This window comes from Faecalibacillus sp. TM498 (genome assembly GCF_020589955.1).
GTDB lineage: Bacteria > Bacillota_I > Bacilli_A > Erysipelotrichales > Coprobacillaceae > Faecalibacillus > Faecalibacillus intestinalis.
This window is the reverse complement of record NZ_JAJDKB010000044.1, coordinates 1-19438: the sequence shown is the minus strand read 5'-3', so window position 1 is coordinate 19438 and position 19438 is coordinate 1. Positions and strand designations below refer to the sequence as shown.

General features: G+C 29.7%; 19 protein-coding genes. 16 read left to right on the top strand and 3 right to left on the bottom strand.

Annotated elements, in window-relative coordinates:
* Positions 1 to 610, bottom strand: a 610-nt coding sequence (locus LJD32_RS11795; protein ID WP_227403820.1) for a transposase zinc-binding domain-containing protein, incomplete at its 3' end; no start/stop codon positions are given.
* Positions 611 to 757: 147 nt separating this feature from the next.
* On the opposite strand from LJD32_RS11795, the gene LJD32_RS11790 reads away from it, so the two are divergent.
* From LJD32_RS11790 to LJD32_RS11750, 9 genes are all read left to right on the top strand, one after another.
* Positions 758 to 1588 carry an energy-coupling factor transporter ATPase gene (locus LJD32_RS11790; RefSeq protein WP_147580641.1) on the top strand — a complete coding sequence of 277 codons (831 nt, stop codon included), beginning with the start codon at positions 758 to 760 and terminating at the stop codon, positions 1586 to 1588.
* Positions 1564 to 2415, top strand: a complete 852-nt coding sequence (locus LJD32_RS11785) for an energy-coupling factor transporter ATPase (RefSeq protein ID WP_227392468.1) — start codon at positions 1564 to 1566, stop codon at positions 2413 to 2415. Before LJD32_RS11790 ends, LJD32_RS11785 begins: the two co-directional genes overlap by 25 nt.
* The gene (locus LJD32_RS11780; RefSeq protein ID WP_227392469.1) at positions 2408 to 3205 is read left to right on the top strand and encodes an energy-coupling factor transporter transmembrane component T family protein; all 798 of its coding nucleotides are present in this window, start codon (positions 2408 to 2410) and stop codon (positions 3203 to 3205) included. The genes LJD32_RS11785 and LJD32_RS11780 overlap by 8 nt, the downstream gene beginning before the upstream one ends.
* Positions 3205 to 3939, top strand: a complete 735-nt coding sequence (gene truA, locus LJD32_RS11775; protein WP_147580644.1) for a tRNA pseudouridine(38-40) synthase TruA — start codon at positions 3205 to 3207, stop codon at positions 3937 to 3939. The genes LJD32_RS11780 and truA overlap by 1 nt, the downstream gene beginning before the upstream one ends.
* A gap of 169 nt (positions 3940 to 4108) precedes the next feature.
* Positions 4109 to 5314: a hypothetical protein gene (locus tag LJD32_RS11770; protein WP_227392470.1), complete on the top strand. Its 1206-nt coding sequence runs from the start codon at positions 4109 to 4111 to the stop codon at positions 5312 to 5314.
* Entirely contained in the window at positions 5301 to 6206 is a 906-nt protein-coding gene (locus LJD32_RS11765) for an alpha/beta hydrolase (protein WP_117480822.1), read from the top strand. The genes LJD32_RS11770 and LJD32_RS11765 overlap by 14 nt, the downstream gene beginning before the upstream one ends.
* An 11-nt stretch (positions 6207 to 6217) precedes the next feature.
* Positions 6218 to 7666 carry a glycoside hydrolase family 1 protein gene (locus LJD32_RS11760; protein ID WP_227392471.1) on the top strand — a complete coding sequence of 483 codons (1449 nt, stop codon included), beginning with the start codon at positions 6218 to 6220 and terminating at the stop codon, positions 7664 to 7666.
* 35 nt (positions 7667 to 7701) lie between these two features.
* On the top strand, positions 7702 to 8712 hold the full coding sequence (locus LJD32_RS11755) for a threonine aldolase family protein (protein ID WP_227392472.1): 1011 nt from the start codon (positions 7702 to 7704) through the stop codon (positions 8710 to 8712).
* A gap of 96 nt (positions 8713 to 8808) precedes the next feature.
* On the top strand, positions 8809 to 9084 hold the full coding sequence (locus tag LJD32_RS11750) for an HU family DNA-binding protein (RefSeq protein WP_022001382.1): 276 nt from the start codon (positions 8809 to 8811) through the stop codon (positions 9082 to 9084).
* Between the two features lie 22 nt (positions 9085 to 9106).
* Here LJD32_RS11750 and LJD32_RS11745 read toward each other — a convergent pair whose 3' ends face one another.
* Positions 9107 to 9742 (bottom strand): DUF4230 domain-containing protein, encoded by a 636-nt coding sequence (locus LJD32_RS11745; protein WP_032089460.1) that lies wholly within the window; start codon positions 9740 to 9742, stop codon positions 9107 to 9109.
* A gap of 101 nt (positions 9743 to 9843) precedes the next feature.
* Complete coding sequence (gene pduL, locus LJD32_RS11740; protein ID WP_032089461.1) at positions 9844 to 10416, bottom strand: phosphate propanoyltransferase; 573 nt, start codon at positions 10414 to 10416, stop codon at positions 9844 to 9846.
* 270 nt (positions 10417 to 10686) lie between these two features.
* Here pduL and gltB point away from each other — a divergent pair, with 270 nt between their 5' ends.
* The 7 genes from gltB to LJD32_RS11705 all read left to right on the top strand — a co-directional run.
* Positions 10687 to 15192, top strand: a complete 4506-nt coding sequence (gene gltB, locus LJD32_RS11735; RefSeq protein WP_227392473.1) for a glutamate synthase large subunit — start codon at positions 10687 to 10689, stop codon at positions 15190 to 15192.
* Between the two features lie 3 nt (positions 15193 to 15195).
* On the top strand, positions 15196 to 16668 hold the full coding sequence (locus tag LJD32_RS11730) for a glutamate synthase subunit beta (RefSeq protein ID WP_175301655.1): 1473 nt from the start codon (positions 15196 to 15198) through the stop codon (positions 16666 to 16668).
* Positions 16669 to 16780: 112 nt separating this feature from the next.
* Positions 16781 to 17290 (top strand): AAA family ATPase, encoded by a 510-nt coding sequence (locus tag LJD32_RS11725; RefSeq protein WP_227392474.1) that lies wholly within the window; start codon positions 16781 to 16783, stop codon positions 17288 to 17290.
* Between the two features lie 109 nt (positions 17291 to 17399).
* Entirely contained in the window at positions 17400 to 17696 is a 297-nt protein-coding gene (locus LJD32_RS11720; protein WP_227392475.1) for an AAA family ATPase, read from the top strand.
* A gap of 38 nt (positions 17697 to 17734) precedes the next feature.
* The gene (locus LJD32_RS15520) at positions 17735 to 18433 is read left to right on the top strand and encodes a transglutaminase-like domain-containing protein (protein ID WP_227392476.1); all 699 of its coding nucleotides are present in this window, start codon (positions 17735 to 17737) and stop codon (positions 18431 to 18433) included.
* 99 nt (positions 18434 to 18532) lie between these two features.
* On the top strand, positions 18533 to 19165 hold the full coding sequence (locus LJD32_RS11710; RefSeq protein WP_227392477.1) for a hypothetical protein: 633 nt from the start codon (positions 18533 to 18535) through the stop codon (positions 19163 to 19165).
* Between the two features lie 158 nt (positions 19166 to 19323).
* A partial coding sequence (locus tag LJD32_RS11705; protein ID WP_227392478.1) for a family 1 glycosylhydrolase occupies positions 19324 to 19438 on the top strand: 115 nt, incomplete at its 3' end.

Sequence of the window (19438 nt, the reverse complement as noted above, 5' to 3'; positions counted from 1 at the left end):
GGGGATTCCATTTCAAATCTCTGCCAAAAGTATGTAAAGTCAAAACAGAACCGAAGACGATCTTGTTTCTGTCGTTTTTATAGGAGTAAGGGCATTTGTTTTTTTTAAGATAGATCTTTTTCTTTTTGATTTTTCTGTACTTTGCGTCATTAAAAATACAGGCAAGGGTATTTCTGGCAGCGATAAAAAGAAGATTCAAAAGGGACCTGTCCTTAATAAAATAACCTCTTAAAAGATCAGGGATAGTAAAGACGATATGACGATGCTTGGCATCAAGGGCAATAGAGGAAATATGGGCAGCACGTAATTTAGCCTCTTTGGTACCACAAGAAGTACAGAGTTTGGAATGACATTTGTGAGGGACGATAGATTCGTTACCGCAATGAGGGCAGACAAAAAGATCATAGCCAAGATAGATGGAACCACAAAGAATAGTTTTCTGGATGGTATCATAGGTAATGTTTCTGATCTTGCCTCTATTATAAAGAGAGCGGATATAGTTGATGTTGTCATTAAAGATATAGGAAAAAGATTCCTTGCCTTTGATTTTATCAACATGATTAAAATTGTATAAAGTAAGACAGTCAGCATAGTTAGTATCATCAATCATAAAATCACCAACTAACATTTTAAAGAAAAAGGTAATAATCTTCAAAGATTATTACCATGTGGACAAAATTTATTTTGTCCCTTTTTTATTTGACTTGTTTCCTTATAAATTATAGAATGAACTAAACACGTTCATGAGGAGAAGACAATGGAAGAAATAATTAAGGTAGAAAATTTATGTTTTGAATACGAACCTGGATTACAAACAATAAACAATATTTCTTTTCAAATCCATAAAGGTGAATATGTAGCTATTTTAGGACATAATGGTAGTGGTAAAAGTACAATTGCTAAATTACTTATAGGATTATTAGAAAAAAAATCTGGTGAAATTTATATTGATGATTATCAATTAAATTTAGAAAATTTATATAAAATAAGAGAAAAAGTAGGAATTGTTTTTCAAAATCCAGATAATCAATTTATTGGTGCTACTGTTAGAGATGATATAGCTTTTGGACTAGAAAATATTTGTGTACCAAGAGAACAAATGGATGAACTTATTAATAGGTATTCTAAAGTAGTTAGAATGGAGAATTTTTTGGATCATGAACCAACTAAATTGTCCGGTGGTCAAAAACAAAGAGTTGCGATTGCAGGTATTTTAGCGATGAGTCCATCTATCATTATTTTAGATGAAGCAACAAGTATGTTGGATCCACGAGGTAGAAAAGAAATAAACGAATTAGTCAAAGAATTAAAGAAACAAAATAATATGACAATCATTTCAATAACGCATGATATTGAAGAAGCAAAAAATGCTGACCGAGTTATTCTTTTAAATAAAGGAGAGATTGTAGATTGCGACAAACCTCAAAAAATATTAACAAATGAAAAATTATTAAAAGAATTAAAATTAGATATTCCTTTTTCATTAAAAATTGCTAGAAAATTACAAAAAAAAGGTTATCAAATTAAAGATACATTAGATGTAGAAGAATTGGAGAAACAACTATGTCAATTACATGCAAAAGTTTAGATCATATATATGGATATAATACGCCTTTTGAATATTATGCACTTAAAAATGTGAATTTAAAAATAGAAAAGGGTTCATTTACAGCTATCATTGGACAAACAGGTAGTGGGAAATCGACACTTATCCAACATATAAATGCTTTATTATTACCAACAAGTGGAGAAATAAAAATAGATGATTATATTATTTCACAAAATAATAAGCCTCAAAATTTAAAAAGTCTTAGAAAAAAATCAGGTCTTGTTTTTCAATTTCCAGAATATCAATTGTTTGAAGAAACAATCGAAAGAGATATAATGTTTGGTCCAATGAATTTTGGAATTGACGAAAATAGTGCTAAAGAAATAGCTAAAAAATCTCTTGAAATGGTAGGTTTAGATGAAACTTATTTAGAAAAGTCCCCATTTGATTTATCAGGTGGTCAAAAACGTAGGGTAGCGATTGCTGGAATACTTGCTATGGATCCAGATATTCTTGTTTTAGATGAACCAACAGCTGGATTAGATCCATCAGGGATTAAAGAAATGATGGATTTATTTAAAAAAATTCATGAAATGGGTAAAACAGTAGTTTTAGTAACTCATGATATGAACCATGTTTTAGAATATTGTGACAATGTTGTTGTAATGAATGACGGACAAGTTGAAAAATCTGGGAAAGTAAAAGATATTTTTCTAGATAGTGATTATTTATTAAATTTAGGAATAGATTTACCTTTAATCACAAATCTTATTATTCAGTTAAATCTAAAATGCTATCATCTAGATACATCTATCAATGATATTGATGATTTAGTTGAAGCGATTGGTGGTGAACTTCATGGATAATATGACTTTTGGTAAATATATACCGGGGAATTCAATAATTCATCGTTTAGATCCACGATTAAAAATATGTGCTGTTTTCATATTTTTAATTTCTGTTTTTTTTGATGCGGGATTTATAGGATACGGTATCTTAGCAATTTATGTTTTATTATGTTCGTTAGTTTCTAAAATTAAACTTTCTCATATTTTAAAAGCAATAAAACCGATGCTCTTTATGATGTTGTTTTTGATGATTTTTAATATATTTTTAATGAAAACAGGTGATGTTATAATAAAAATAGGAAGTATTAGTATCTACTCAGGTGCTTTAATACAAACTGCTTATATTTTTATAAGGCTTGTATTGATTATTACTTTAACAACATTAATGACTTCTACAACGAAGCCTTTAGAATTAACACTAGCTATTGAAAGTTTATTAAATCCATTAAAAAGATTTCATTTTCCAGTGCATGAACTTGCTATGATGATTTCAATTGCATTAAGATTTATACCTGATTTATTAGATGAAGCGAAAAGAATTATGAAAGCACAGGCTAGTAGAGGTGCGGATTTTAATGAGGGATCTTTCATGGAAAAAATAAAATCAATTATTTCATTAATTATTCCTTTATTTATTTCTGCTTTTCAAAGGGCAGAAGAACTTGCTAACGCTATGGAAAGTAGAAATTATAATCCAGAAGCAACACGTACAAAATACAAAGTTTTAACATGGACGCATTTAGATACGTTATCAATGTTAATAACATTAGGTGTATGTTGTGGTGTGATTATAATGAGTTTTATGTAATGAATAGAATAAAATGTATTGTAAGTTATGATGGTAGTAAATTTCACGGATTTCAAGTTCAAAATCAATTTAGAACAGTTCAAGGTGAAATTCAAAAAGCTATAAAAAATATTTGTAAAGATGAAAATATTGTTATTCATGCAAGTGGTCGAACAGACGCTAAAGTTCATGGTAGAAGACAAGTCTTTCACTTTGATACTTTAAGGGAAATGCCTGAAAAACAATGGAAAAGGGCTATTAATCACTTTTTACCTAATGATATTTATATTATTGATAGTTTCTTAGTTGATGAAAATTTTCATAGTCGTTATTCTGCTATTAAGAAAGAATATCATTATATGTTAAGTATGAATGATTATTCTCCATTCGAAACAAATTATATTTATCAATATGGAAAAGAATTAGATATAGAAGCAATGAGGAATGCTGCAAAAATTTTTATTGGTGAACACGATTTTGCATCCTTTTGTGCTGTTGATCAATATGGCAATACAATTAGAACACTTTATCAAATTGAAATTGAAAATAATCAAGGTATTGTTACTTTTAAGCTTGTAGGTAATGGATTTAGAAGATATATGGTAAGACATTTAGTTGGTGGCTTGATTCAAGTAGGGGCACACAGAATTACTAAAGAATTTTTAGAAGAGTTACTAGAAAGTAAAGGACAAAAAAAGTGTTTATTTAAAGCTAAACCACAAGGACTATATTTACATGAAGTTTTTTATAAATAAAACAATATTTGCTATATTTCCCAGGAAATAGATTATAGTTCTTATAATCCGATATAATTAGAAACTTTTATAAAGATGATAATTAAAGGAAACTCATTGATTGATTTCCTTTTTTTGTTTTCATCAATAATCAAAAATGGTAAAATAAGAATATAAAGGAGAAAAAATGATGGCAAGAAAATGTATTGAAAAATATTTAGAAACCCATAAAAGCACATATATAGGAAGATACAGGTGTCATAGTGCAGTACAAACAAAAAAATTTGAACATAAATTTCATTATTATATTTTAGATATTCAATTTAAAGCAATCGATGTATTTGTTACTATAGATTATTCTGGAGATGAAATCGTACCAACATTTTCTGTTAATCTTCATGAACAAGAACAAGAATACATTATAAAAGATGCTTTAAATAAGATTCTTTATTTTAATCAATTTAAAACAATTTTGCATTGTCATGTTTTTGAGCATTTTATTGAAACACATACAGTTAATACAATACTAGAACCTTTAGATTATCGAAATATTTTAGATTACTTAGAATATCATTCTGGTACAAACCAAGAAACTGTTGATGAATTTTATACATTTTTTAATCCATATTTAGATAGATTATTATATAATAAAAATTATAAAAAATTTATGGATTCAATAGCTCTTTTATTAGATAAAATTTTATATGAATATGAATGGGATGGAGTAAATGCAAAATATTTAGATACTGAATATCAATTTCATTTAGAATATTTTAAAGAGACCATAAAGAAAATGACAAATCATATAGATGGATTTTTTAAATCAACTAAAGATGAATTATTAGAAATCTTTGAGCGCTTATGTCAAATGCCAAGATTTACACTTTCAATTATAAAAGAATTTGGAAACCTTATTTTATTGAATAAAGAAGTTGCTGAAAGATTATTTAATCATTTTGAAAGATTAAATCCAGATCAGTTAGAAAATAATATTGTTATTTCATATCTCAAATCACTTTATCAAAATAATCATGAACAATATATTGATGCATGTGAAGATATTCTACGTTTTGTAATGAATGATGTGTTGACTTTTGCTAATCATGATTTACAAAAAGAAATAGGAAATAGAATTTTAGAAATAGAAGGATATGATTTACTTATCGATTTATTTTCAAAAGATTATAATACATTCTTATTTGTATGTTTTCCAATTTCAACATTTCCACCAGAATATAAAGAAATTATGCGTTTGGAATTAGAAAAAGCAATTCGTTTCTATGCAGCAAGGATGAATCATGATGAATATCGTCTTACTTCATTTGAACAGGTAGCTAATATTAATAGATTATTAATGGAAGAATATAAGGAGGAATATTCAAATGGTAAAGAATAATAAAACAGCAATTAAAGGATTATTAGTTTTAGGAGGTGTTTCTACTGCAGCAGCATCTGTTTACACATTATCCAAAAAATATGCAAAAAAATTATTATACAGACATCATAAACAAGAAGATAGACCAAGTATTTTAGAAACAAAATTCAATAGTCAAAATATTTATATAAAAAATGATCAAGATATTCAATTAAGAGGAATTTTGATTCCTAAAGAAAACCCTCAAATGACAGTTTTAATTTCACATCCATTTGGTTTACAGGCAAAAGATATGCAATTATATGTTCCATATTTTGAAGACCATTTGCCAGAAGCACAAATCTTATTAATAGATGCTTGTGCACATGGACAAAGTGATGGTTATATTAGAGGATTTGGAATCAAGGATGTCAATGATTTAGTATGTTGGAATAAGTACCTATTAGAAACTTATGGGAAAGATCATAAAATATTAATGTATGGTAAAGAACAAGGAGCAAATACAATTTTAAATGCTTCAGGTAGACATGTTTTAAAAAATGTTGAAGCTATTATTTCAGATGGGGCTTATACGTCACCATATGATATTATTGGATATCGTTTAGAAGCAGATTATAAGATTTCAAAATATCCAGCAATTTCAATTATTGCACGCCATATTAAAAAAGCTGTGCATATTGATTTAAAAGAAAATACAACAAAATATGTTAGACACAATGATATACCTACATTGTATTTTCATGCAAAAGATGACGATTTTGTACCATTAAAGATGGTTTATCCGCTATATAATAAAAATAGAGGAGAAAAAGTATTGTTTGTCTTAAAAGATGAAAAATACTTATATGAACTTGTTGAAAACGATGACTTTAAACAAACATTAAGTCAGTTTATCAAAAAATATATGAAATAAGGAGAAAAAGAATGTATTTTAAAGAAACAAAAGGATTTCCTAAAGATTTTCTTTGGGGAAGTGCATCTGCTGCTTATCAAGTAGAAGGTGGCTGGGATGCAGATGGTAAAGGTGTTTCCAACTGGGACAAATTTGTAAGAATTCCAGGAAAGACTTTTAAAGCAACAACAGGTGATAAGGCCGTTGATCATTATCATCGTTACAAAGAAGATGTCAAGTTGATGGCAGAAATGGGATTGAAAACATATCGTTTTTCAATTGCTTGGACACGTATTTATCCAAATGGAAATGGTGAAGTCAATGAAAAAGGTTTAGAATTTTATGACAATCTTATCAATGAATTATTAAAATATGGAATTGAACCTATGGTTACAGTTTATCACTGGGATATGCCACAAGCTTTAGAAGACCAATATCATGGTTGGGAAAGCAGAAAAATTGTTGATGATTATGTAAATTATGCCACAACATTATTTAAAAGATATGGAGATCGTGTAAAATATTGGATTACAATGAATGAACAAAATATCTTTACAGGACATGGATGGTTAGAAGGAATGCATCCACCAGGAAAAGTAGATGATATGAAAACATTCTATCAAGTCAATCATCATGCCAATATTGCACATGCTAAAAGTGTTATAGCTTTAAAGGAACTTCATCCAGAAGCAAAAGTAGGGGCTTCATTTGCTTATAGTCCAAGTTATGCTTATGATCGTAAACCTGAAAATGCAATGGCTAAAGCGGACTATGATGATTTACAAAATTATTATTGGATGGATGCTTATGCTTATGGACGTTATCCACGTGCTGCTATTCAATATTTAAAATCATTAGGATGTGCTCCTATCTTCGAAGAAGGTGATGAAGCATTAATGAAAAAAGCAGCTTCACTTATTGATTTCATGGGTGTGAACTATTATCAAACATGTGTTGTTGAATATAATGATATTAATGGTGTTGGTAGTGATCATACAATAAATAACACTGGTAAAAAAGGTACCGCTAAAGTTCAAGGTGTACCTGGTCTTTATAAAAAACCACAAAATGAGTTTTTACCAACAACAGATTGGGATTGGACAATTGATCCAATGGGAATTAGAATGTGTTGTCGTGAAATTACTTCGCGTTATGATTTACCAATCGTTATTTCCGAAAATGGTTTAGGTGCATTTGATAAATTAGAAGACGGACAAATTCATGATCCATATCGTATTGATTATTTAAAACGTCATATCGAAGAACTTAAAAAAGCATGTGATGATGGTTGTCGTGTTCTTGCTTATTGTACATGGTCTTATACTGATTTATTAAGCTGGCTAAACGGATATCAAAAACGTTATGGTTTTGTTTATATTGATCGTGAAGAAGATGAAAATTCAGGTACTTTAAATAGATACAAAAAAGATTCATATTATTGGTATAAAAAAGTAATTGAAACAAATGGAGAAGAATTATAGGAAACAATGTTTCCTATTTTCTTTAGGAGGTTAAGGTGTATAACTTTGCAAGTGATTATTTAGAAGGAGCTCATCCCCAAGTGATGGAAGCTTTAAATAAGACAAATTTTATTCAAACAGTAGGATATGGGGAAGATCAATATTGTCAAAAAGCTAAAGATAAAATAAAAGCAATATTAGAAAATGAAAATGTAGATATTCATTTTTTAGTAGGTGGTACACAGACAAATATGATTATGATTTCTTCAGCATTAAAAGATTATCAAGCTGTTATTGCTGTTGATAGTGGACATATCAATGTTCATGAAACAGGAGCTGTTGAATTTACCGGGCATAAGATTTTAACAAAGCCACATCAAGATGGAAAGATGATTCCTGAAATGATTGATGAAATCATGCGTGAACATCCTGATGAACATATGGTGCAACCTAAAATGGTATATATTTCACAAACAACAGAATATGGTACGTACTATACTTTAGAAGAATTAAAAGACATTTATGAATGCTGTCAACAAAATAATTTATATTTATTTATAGATGGAGCAAGACTTGGAAGTGCACTTGTCTTGAAAGATGCACCAACTTTACAAGAGATGGCGCTTTATAGTGATGTTTTCTATATTGGTGGTACAAAAATGGGAGCCTTATTTGGTGAATGTTTAGTTATTATTAATGATGAATTAAAAACCGATTTTAGATATCATATTAAACAAAAAGGTGCCATGCTTGCTAAAGGAAGATTATTAGGAGTTCAATTTAATGCTTTATTTGAAAATGATTTATATCTAGAAATAGGAAAACATGAAAATGAATGTGCTGATATATTAAGAAAAGGATTCAAAGATAAAGGCTATAAGATGTATATTGAAAGTCCTTCTAATCAAATATTTCCAATCGTTGATCAACAAACGTTGGAAAAAATAAATAAAAACTATATAACAACGTATATGTTTAAAATAGATGACCAACATACATGTATACGTCTAGTTACATCATGGGCAACGTCCAAAGAAATATGTGAACAATTTATAGAAGAATTATAATTGATTACATACTATTTTATTGTAAATAAATAGATAACGTAGTAGAATATGACTAGGATTTATTATCCTAAATTTCGAGAAATGGAGATAATAAAAATGAATAAAACTGAATTAGTAGAAGCTATTGCTTCAAGCACTGAATTAACAAAAACTGATGTAGATAAAGTAGTAACTGCTTTAGTTGAAGTTGTTACTGATGCTTTAGCTAAAGGAGATAAAGTTTCTTTAAAAGGTTTTGGTAATTTTGAAGTTCGTACTCGTAGTGAAAGAACAGGTAGAAACCCAAGAACTGGTGAAACAATGACAATTGCTGCAAGTAAAGCACCTGCATTTAAAGCAAGTTCTGCATTAAAAAAAGCTGTTAATAAATAATAATAGAAAACCGATGAGTTTGTTACTCATCGGTTTTTGCATCTTCAATTGTAATATTTAATTTATAATGATCTTTAATTTCTGGAATAGCCTGTAGATATGTGGTTAAGGTTTGTTCAGCTTTTGTTTTAGACTTTTCTAAAATACCATTAGAAATAGCTTCTTTTTCATTTTTTTTCTTTTCTTTAGTTGCAAAAGATTTATAATCGTTAATACTTATCTGATTAAAAATATTTGATGATTCATCATATACTTCAATAGATTTTTCATCAATTTCATGACTTAAAATTTTTGCTGCAGGTAAAGTAATATTTAATTGATCATTATCAATACTTATTTTAGCCTGTTTTAAATCAATCCCTGCTTTAATAGATCCATTATATGTAATAATAAAAGTTTTTTGTGTTAAAGGAATTTTCCAACCATTAAAAGATAATTTATTAGAAAATTTTCCTACCTTACTATAATCATATGAATAAAGTGCAAGCTCATTAATTTCAGTTAATTGATTTTTAATGGTTGTTGAAGTAATTTTATCATTGTTACTACCACTTGCATAATGAACACCTGCAAAAAAGATTGCAATAACTAAAACGATAATTGCTATAACACCACCAATAGCCTTTTTTGACTTTCCAAGAGTATCTAATATTTTCATGTCATCACCCACGAAGATTATATCATAATTTGTCGAAGTAAGATATTATAGGTATAAAAAAAGAATGATTTTAGAAATTATATCTAAAACCATTCTTTTTCTTATTTAATGATTTTACCGTAAACTTCTCTACCACAAGCTGCTGCATTACTTTCATCAGTATCAATATGCATAGCTGTTGCATATGAAGCGCTTACACGACAAACAACATCACCAAAGATCAAAGAACGTCCATCTGTATTAATTTCAACTTTAACGATTTCTTTATCTTTTACTCCAAATTTTTCAGCATCTTCAGGTGTTAAGTGAATATGTCTTTTTGCAGCAATCACGCCACAAGGAATTTCAACTTCTCCTGCAGGACCAACTAATTTACATCCAGCAGTTCCTTCGATATCTCCTGATTCTCTAATTAATGCTTGAACACCAATGCTTCTAGCGTCAGTTAAAGAAATTTCTACTTGAGTTTCTTTTCTTGTAGGTCCTAAAACAGACATATTTAATTCTCCTTTAGGTCCAATTACTTTTACTCTTTCAACACAAGCGAATTGACCAGGTTGAGATAAATCTTTTTTATTTGTTAATTGATGACCTTCACCAAATAAAGTTGCTAAATCTTTATCACTTAAGTGAATATGTCTAGCAGAAGTTTCGACAATAAACATACCTTCCATATTTTTCTCCTCTTTCCATATATTAATACTACATTTATTCTACTCTTTTTATCATTTAATGCCAATAAATAAAAAAAAAATAAAAAAATTTTTTCTCACTTTTGTAATAAATTTATTAATTTGCTAAAAAAAGATTATCAAATCATTGATAAAACATTAAAAAATGTATACAATCTAGCTATTTTTTAGGAAAATCATAAAAAAAACGCTAATCTTTACACATATTACTAAATGTGCTATTCTAACTGTACAAAAAAAGGAGGAACCTTTATGAACAAAGAAAATGTAGGTTTATATGATCAGTCATTTGAACATGATAACTGCGGAATAGGGGCCGTTGTTAATATCAAAGGATTAAAAACTTATAAAACAGTAGATGATGCTTTAAAAATCGTTGAACAATTAGAACATCGTGCTGGAAAGGATGCAGCAGGGGAAACTGGAGATGGTGTAGGAATCTTAACACAAATACCAGATGAATATTTTCAAAAGATTATTAAAGATTTTACATTACCTCAAAAAGGACATTATGGAGTTGGAATGTTCTTTATGCCTCAAGATGAAAAAGTACGTTTACGTGTCAAAAAAATGTTTGAAACAGTTGTTAAAAAAGAAGGATTAGAATTTTTAGGTTGGCGTGCTGTACCAACTGTACCTAGTGTTTTAGGGAAAAAAGCATTAGATGCCATGCCATATATTGTCCAAGCATTTATTAAAAAACCTCATGGCGTAAATTGTGGTTTAGATTTTGATAGAAAATTATATCAAGTGAGAAGAATTTTTGAACAAAGTCAATTTGAAGATACTTATGTATGTTCACTTTCAAGTCGTACAATTGTTTATAAAGGAATGTTCTTAGTACAACAACTTCGATTATTCTTTAAAGATTTACAAGATAAAAGTTATAAAAGTGCCATTGCTTTAGTTCATTCACGTTTTTCAACAAATACAATGCCATCATGGAAAAGAGCCCATCCTAATAGATTTATTGTTCACAATGGTGAAATCAATACAATTAAAGGGAATGCAAATAACATGCTCTGTCGAGAAGAAAACATGCAAACAGATGTTGTGGATACTTCAAAAGTATATCCTGTTGTTGATGTCAATGGTTCCGATTCAGCTATGTTAGATAATACATTGGAATTTTTAGTAATGTCAGGTATGGAACTTCCAAGAGCTGTCATGATGTGTATTCCAGAACCTTATGAAAATGATAAAAGCATGTCACAAGCAAAAAAAGATTTCTATGAATATAATGCTACACTTATGGAACCTTGGGATGGACCAGCTTCTATCTTATTTAGTGATGGAGATATCATGGGGGCTATCTTAGATAGAAATGGTTTAAGACCATCACGTTATTACATTACAAAAGATCATTATTTAGTATTATCTTCAGAAGTAGGATCATTAGATATTCCAGCTAAAGATATTGTTTTAAAAGAAAGACTAAGACCTGGAAAAATGTTATTAGTTGATACTGTTAAAGGTGAACTTATTGAAGATGATGTTTTAAAGGAAACGTATGCAACAAAACAACCTTATGGAGAATGGTTGGAAAGCAATTTAATTAATTTAAAAGATATGAGAATTCCTAGTATTAGAGTAGAAAGATACGAAGGAGAAGAATTAACTAAATTACAAAAGATTCATGGTTATAGTTACGAAGATACAAACTATATTAAAAACTTAGCTTTAACTGGTAATGAAAATATTGTAGCAATGGGAAATGATACACCAATTGCAGCTTTATCAACAAAACATCCACCATTATTTAATTACTTTAAACAATTGTTTGCACAAGTAACCAATCCACCAATCGATGCGATTCGTGAAGAAATCATTACTTCAACAAGTATTTGTATTGGTCGAGATGGAAATATGTTGGAAGATAAACCAGAAAACTGTCATTTATTAAAAATCAATCACCCTATTTTAAGTAATACAGATATTTTAAAAATCAAAAACTTGAAAAAAGAAGGCTTTAAAGTAGGTGAAGTTAATATTACATATATTAAAAATACTTCATTAGAAAAAGCAATTGATCGTGTTTTTGTAGAAGTAGATAAACGTTATCATGAAGGATGTAATATTGTTATTTTATCAGATAGGGCAGTAGATGATAACCATTTACCAATTCCTTCATTATTAGCTGTTGGAGCTGTTAACTCTTATTTAGTAAGAACAAAAAAACGTAACAGTTTAGCTTTAATTCTTGAATCAGCTGAACCAAGAGAAGTACATCATTATGCGACATTACTTGGATATGGTGTTTCAGCTATCAATGGGTATTTAGCACAAGATACAATCTTTGATTTAATTGATCAAGGTTTATTAGATAAAGATTATTATGCAGCCGTTGATGATTATAATAGTGGTATTTTACATGGTATTGTTAAAATTGCTTCTAAAATGGGAATTAGTACAATTCAATCTTATCGTGGATCACAAAACTTTGAAGCAATCGGTTTATCAAGTGATTTAGTGAATAAATATTTTTCTAAAACAGTAAGTCGTATTGAAGGAAAAACAATTAAAGATATTGAAAAAGATGTTGAATATAGACATGATCAAGTATATGATCCACTTGGATTAGATGTAGACATTTCATTAAACAGCGCCGGTGATCATAAAGAAAGATCAGGAAAAGAAGAACATTTATATAATCCAGCAACGATTCATAAATTACAACAAGCAACACGTTTAGGTGACTATCAATTATTTAAAGAATATTCAAAAATGATTGATGAAGAAGGAGCACATTTAAACTTAAGAGGTTTAATGCAATTTAAAAAGACAAAATCAATTCCAATTGAAGAAGTTGAACCTGTGGAATCAATTGTTAGAAGATTTAAAACAGGTGCGATGTCTTATGGATCAATTTCAAAAGAAGCACATGAAACAATGGCGATTGCAATGAATAGATTACATGGTAAGTCTAACAGTGGTGAAGGTGGAGAAGATCCAGAAAGATTTGAAACACTTCCTAATGGTGATAGTAAATGTTCAGCTATTAAACAAGTTGCCTCAGGACGTTTTGGAGTAACAAGTGAATACTTATGTAGTGCCAATGAAATTCAAATTAAAATGGCACAAGGAGCAAAACCAGGAGAAGGTGGACACTTACCAGGTGGTAAAGTTTATCCATGGATTGCTAAAACAAGACACTCTACACCAGGGGTTAGCTTAATTTCACCACCACCACATCATGATATTTATTCAATTGAAGACCTAGCACAATTGATTTATGACTTAAAGAACGCTAATAAAGAAGCACGTATTTCAGTTAAACTTGTTTCAGAAGCTGGTGTTGGAACAGTTGCTGCCGGTGTTGCTAAAGCAGGTGCAGGTGTTATCCTTATTTCAGGATATGATGGAGGAACAGGGGCTGCTCCTAAAAACTCAGTTTATAATGCAGGTCTTCCATGGGAATTAGGTTTAGCAGAAGCTCATCAAACATTGATCATGAATGATTTAAGAAGCCGTGTTGTTATTGAAACAGATGGTAAACTCATGACAGGTAGAGATCTTGCAATTGCTACTTTACTTGGAGCAGAAGAATTTGGTTTTGCGACAGCACCACTTGTAACAATGGGATGCGTTATGATGAGAGTATGTAACTTAGATACATGTCCAGTAGGGGTTGCTACACAAAATCCTATTTTAAGAAAACGTTTTAAAGGTAAACCTGAATATGTTGAAAACTTTATGCGTTTCATTGCTCAAGAATTAAGAGAATATATGGCTCAGCTTGGATTCAAAACAGTTGATGAAATGGTTGGTCGTAGTGATTTATTAGAACCTAAGGATGATGTTAAAAATATTGATTTATCAAAAATCTTAAATAATCCATTTACTTCTAGTAAACATAGTCATCATGAAAAGAATAATGAATATGATTTCAAATTAAATGAAGTCAAAGATACAACAGTTCTTTATAAACAATTTAAAGAAGCTTTAGATAAACATCAAGGTAAAGAAATTGATGTCCATGTTACAAATATCGATCGTTCATTTGGAACACTCTTTGGATCAGAAATTACGAAGAAATATGGAACATCATTAGAAGAAGATACTTTCAAAGTTAACTGCTATGGAGCAGGTGGTCAATCATTTGGTGCTTTCATTCCTCAAGGTTTAACATTACATCTTTATGGAGATAGTAATGACTACTTTGGAAAAGGCTTATCAGGTGGTAAATTAATTGTGGTACCACCAAAAGATTCAACAATTAAACCAGAAGATAATATTATCATTGGTAACGTTGCTTTATATGGAGCAACATCTGGTGAAGTTTATATCAATGGAGTTGCTGGTGAAAGATTTGCCGTACGTAACTCAGGAGCACATGCCGTTGTTGAAGGTATTGGAGATCATGGTCTTGAATATATGACAGGTGGTATGGTTATTGTTTTAGGAAAAACAGGGCGTAACTTTGCTGCTGGTATGTCTGGAGGTATTGCTTATGTCTATGATCCAGATAATACATTCTATGAACATGTCAATAAAGAACTCGTAGAATATAAAAATGTGAAATCACGTTATGATGAAGATCAATTAAAAGAAATGATTCAAAAACATTATCAATATACAAATTCAAATGTTGCGAAAAAGATTTTAGATGACTTTGGAAATGAAGTTGCACACTTCAAAAAAGTTGTTCCTCATGATTATAAACGTATGATGTCACTTATTAGTTCATTTGAACAACAAGGACTTACAAATGAACAAGCAAAAGTAGAAGCATTCAATGCTTTTAAGAAAGGAATGTAGATTATGGGAAAGCCAACAGGATTTTTAGAAATAGAAAGACAAGTATCAACAGAAGTTGAACCATTAAAACGTATTAAGAACTTTAATGAATTTCATAAACCATTATCTCGTGATGAACAATCATGCCAAGGAGCTCGCTGCATGGATTGTGGAGTTCCTTTCTGTCAAAATGGAAAAATGATTCAAGGAATGGTATCAGGTTGTCCACTAAACAACTTGATACCTGAATGGAATGATTTAATTTTCCATAAAAATTATAAAGCCGCTTTAAAAAGACTTTTAAAAACAAATAATTTTCCAGAATTCACATCAAGAGTATGTCCTGCTTTATGTGAAGCAGCATGTACTTGTGGATTAAATGGAAATCCCGTTACCGTAAGAGAAAATGAAAATGCAATTATTGAAACAGCTTATGCTTCCAATTGGATGCAACCCCATCCACCTAAACATCGTATTGATAAAAAAATAGCAATTATTGGGTCAGGCCCTTCAGGACTTGCAGCAGCCGATCAATTAAATAAAAGAGGTTATCAAGTAACAGTCTTTGAAAGAGAAGATCGTTTAGGAGGGCTATTAATGTATGGTATTCCTAACATGAAACTTGAAAAACATATTATTGATCGTCGTATTGAATTAATGGAAGAAGAAGGTGTTGTTTTTAAAACAAATGCCGGTATTGAAAATAGAAAACAAGTTCAACAATTATATAAAGAATTTGATCGTGTTATTCTTGCTTGTGGTAGTAAAAAGGCTAGAGATATTAAAGCACCAGGGAGAGATGCCAAAGGTATTTACTTTGCGGTTGATTATTTAACTGGAATTACTAAATCATTACTTAATAGTCAATTAGAAGATCAAACTTTTGTTGAAACAAAAGGTAAAAATGTACTTGTTATTGGTGGTGGAGATACTGGTAATGATTGTGTTGGTTCAGCTATTCGTTTAGGATGTAAATCAGTTATTCAATTAGAAATGATGCCAGAACCACCTCATGAACGTTTGGATTCAAATCCATGGCCTGAATGGCCACGTGTGAAAAAGACAGATTATGGACAAAATGAATCTATTGCTGTCTTTGGACATGATCCTCGTCTTTATCAAACAACCGTTAAAGAGTTTATTAAAGATGATAAAGGAAATGTAAAACAAGTCGTTATTGTCTCACTTGAATCAAAACAAGTAGAAGGTCGCATGCAAATGGTTCCTGTTAAAGGAAGCGAAAAAACATTAGATGCAGATATTGTTTTAATTGCTGCAGGATTTGTAGGCTGCGAAGATTATGTTGCTAAAGCTTTTGATGTAAAACTTACACCAAGAGGAAATGTGGCAGATGAAAATTACCAAACAAATCAAAAACAATTGTATGTTGCTGGTGATATGCGTAGAGGTCAATCTTTAGTTGTTTGGGCAATTAGAGAAGGACGTGAAGTGGCACGTGCAGTTGATGAAGATTTAATGGGGTATTCTAATTTATAGGATATCAAAATATACTCACAATCATTGATAGAAAACCTTGGGATATTCTCGAGGTTTTCTTTTTTTAGTGATTTGAAAGAGACTATGATGAAAGCAATATGGAGAAAAAAGAATGAATGAATTAGAATTAGTAATTAACGAGGTCAAAAAGGCGGTCGTTGGAAAAGATGAACATATTAAAAAAATATTGGCTTGTATTTTAGCAAGGGGTCATGTTTTATTAGAAGATATACCTGGTGTTGGGAAAACAAATTTAACGTTAGCACTTTCTAAAGCTTTATCTTTAGATTTTCATCGTATGCAATTTACAAGTGATGTCTTACCAGGAGATGTTACAGGTTTTATTATTTATAATCAAAAAAACAATGATTTTGAATATAAAGAAGGACCTATCATGTGTAATTTATTTTTAGCAGATGAAATAAATAGAACATCTCCTAAAACACAATCTGCTTTATTAGAAGTAATGGAAGAAGGAAGAACAACAGTTGATGGTATCACTTATCAATTACCACAACCATTTACAGTCCTGGCTACACAAAATCCTTATGGATCAGCAGGAACACAATTATTACCAGATTCACAATTAGATCGTTTTATGGTATCCCTCATTAGAAGATGAAATTGAAATTTTAAAAAGAAAAAGTCAAGAAAATCCTTTAGATATCATTCGATCTGTATGTAAACCGCAAGATATAATAGAATTACAAAAACAAGTAGATCAAGTTTATGTGGATGATAAGATTTATGATTATATTGTAAGAATTATTCATAAAACACGTGATCATGAATTGATTCAACAAGGGGCTTCTCCACGTACATCTATTTCTTTATTAAAAATGGTGAAAGCAATAGCTTATATGGATCATAGAAATTATGTTATTCCTGATGATATTAAAAAAGTTATTTATGATGTATTGTCACATCGTTTGATTTTAACCTATGATGCAAAAGTTAAAGGTGTGGTTATTCAAGACGTTATTAAAAGTATTTTAAAAGAAGTAAAGGAACCAAAAATAAAAATATGAGAAATGGTAGAATCAAATACTTTAGTATATTAGGCGTTGTGTTATTTTTATATTTAACGACATCTGTTTATTCTTTGCTTATTTGTACATATATTTTACTTATTTTACCAATTCTATCTTTAGTTATTTCTTTACCAGGAATGAGACATGTAGATGTTGAAAAAACACATGAACATTTTATCGCTAAAAGAAATCATTTAGCTTATTTACATTTCAAAAGAGTTCCTTATAAATATTATCCTTATTATAGTTATGATGGAGAAACGTTTAAATTAGATAGCTATTCAAAAGGTCAAAGTTCATCAAGACATACGAATGTAAAAATAGGTGTTTCATCTAGTGACTTATTAAATGCTTCAGGGGATTATACAACACCTCAATATGATCAATTTGTAGAAGAAAATTATCTAGGTGTTTCACAAGATATAAAAAATCAATTATTAAATTTATTAAATCAAGCGGGTTATCATGAAGAAATGACAATCTATGAAAAAGTAACACTTGTTAAAAATCTACTTGCTAGTCAATGTGTTTATACATTACATTCAGGTAGTTGTCCAAGTGATCAAGATCCTGTTTTATATTTCTTGTTAGAAAATAAAAAAGGCTATTGTATGCATTTTGCTTCAAGTGCAGCCTTATTATTACGTACTATAAATGTTCCAGCTCGTTATACGACGGGATATGTTTTAGATGAAAGTGATTTTAAAGGGGGCAATGTTGCTGCTGTTACTTAAGCAAAAGCACATGCTTGGGTCGAAGTTTATGTAAAAGGTGTTGGTTGGGTAATGATTGAAGCGACTCCGGGATCTGGTGGTTCTTCTTGAAGTGAGCCGATGGATGAACCGGCAGCTGGAAAAGCGGAAGAAACGAATCAACAAAATATTGAAGAACAAAAATCAAATTCAAATGATCAACAAGGTTCAAATAGTAGTGGAAGTCAAAGTAGTCAACAAAACTCACAAAGTAGTGAACCAAATCCTGAAAATAAAGAACAAAAATCACAATGTAATACACAAAGTAATAGTGAAAATAAGCAAACAGAAAAGAAAAAAAAGAAAAAGACTAAAAAGGATATAAAGAAAAAAGAAGTACAAAACCAAAGTGAAGATCATAAAGTTATATTTATTGTGATAATCTTTGTGTTATTCTTTGTTATTGCAACTATTATCCTTGTTTTAAGAAGAAAATATCTTTTAAAACAAAGAGAAAAACTTTTATCTCAAGAAAATATAAATAAAAAATATATTGCTTATTATGATTATTTAAATGAATTAAAACAGTATAATTCAGAAATAGAAAATAATTATCGATATATCGCTTTAAAAGCAGCTTATTCAAATACTGTGATTTTACAAGAGGAATTAGATGAAATTAGAAATTATGTTGAAGAGTGTTTAACATTGATTCAAGAAAATAATTCATCATTAAAGCTTCTTATTTATCAATATATTTATGTTTTATTTTAAAAGTTAGAGAATACTCTCTAGCTTTTTTTGTAAATATTATTTACAATGATTACTTTTATAAGCTGATTTTTGTAAATGTTGGTTTAAATGATAAGAGAATATTTTATAGATTTATAACCTTATGGTATAATGATGAAAAAAGAAGACGGAGGTAGTATATGGCTTTACAAAAAGACTTTTTATGGGGTGGAGCGTTAGCTGCTCATCAATTTGAAGGGGGAGTATTAAATACTTCTAAAGGATATTCTGTAGCGGATGTCATGACTGCAGGAG

Bases quoted from the DNA above. Each gene is read 5' to 3' on its own strand.
- LJD32_RS11790 (WP_147580641.1), top strand. From the start codon at position 758: ATGGAAGAAATAATTAAGGTAGAAAATTTATGTTTTGAATACGAACCT.
- LJD32_RS11785 (WP_227392468.1), top strand. From the start codon at position 1,564: ATGTCAATTACATGCAAAAGTTTAGATCATATATATGGATATAATACG.
- LJD32_RS11780 (WP_227392469.1), top strand. From the start codon at position 2,408: ATGGATAATATGACTTTTGGTAAATATATACCGGGGAATTCAATAATT.
- truA (WP_147580644.1), top strand. From the start codon at position 3,205: ATGAATAGAATAAAATGTATTGTAAGTTATGATGGTAGTAAATTTCAC.
- LJD32_RS11770 (WP_227392470.1), top strand. From the start codon at position 4,109: ATGGCAAGAAAATGTATTGAAAAATATTTAGAAACCCATAAAAGCACA.
- LJD32_RS11765 (WP_117480822.1), top strand. From the start codon at position 5,301: ATGGTAAAGAATAATAAAACAGCAATTAAAGGATTATTAGTTTTAGGA.
- LJD32_RS11760 (WP_227392471.1), top strand. From the start codon at position 6,218: ATGTATTTTAAAGAAACAAAAGGATTTCCTAAAGATTTTCTTTGGGGA.
- LJD32_RS11750 (WP_022001382.1), top strand. From the start codon at position 8,809: ATGAATAAAACTGAATTAGTAGAAGCTATTGCTTCAAGCACTGAATTA.
- LJD32_RS11745 (WP_032089460.1), bottom strand. From the start codon at position 9,742: ATGAAAATATTAGATACTCTTGGAAAGTCAAAAAAGGCTATTGGTGGT.
- pduL (WP_032089461.1), bottom strand. From the start codon at position 10,416: ATGGAAGGTATGTTTATTGTCGAAACTTCTGCTAGACATATTCACTTA.
- gltB (WP_227392473.1), top strand. From the start codon at position 10,687: ATGAACAAAGAAAATGTAGGTTTATATGATCAGTCATTTGAACATGAT.
- LJD32_RS11730 (WP_175301655.1), top strand. From the start codon at position 15,196: ATGGGAAAGCCAACAGGATTTTTAGAAATAGAAAGACAAGTATCAACA.
- LJD32_RS11725 (WP_227392474.1), top strand. From the start codon at position 16,781: ATGAATGAATTAGAATTAGTAATTAACGAGGTCAAAAAGGCGGTCGTT.
- LJD32_RS11710 (WP_227392477.1), top strand. From the start codon at position 18,533: ATGGATGAACCGGCAGCTGGAAAAGCGGAAGAAACGAATCAACAAAAT.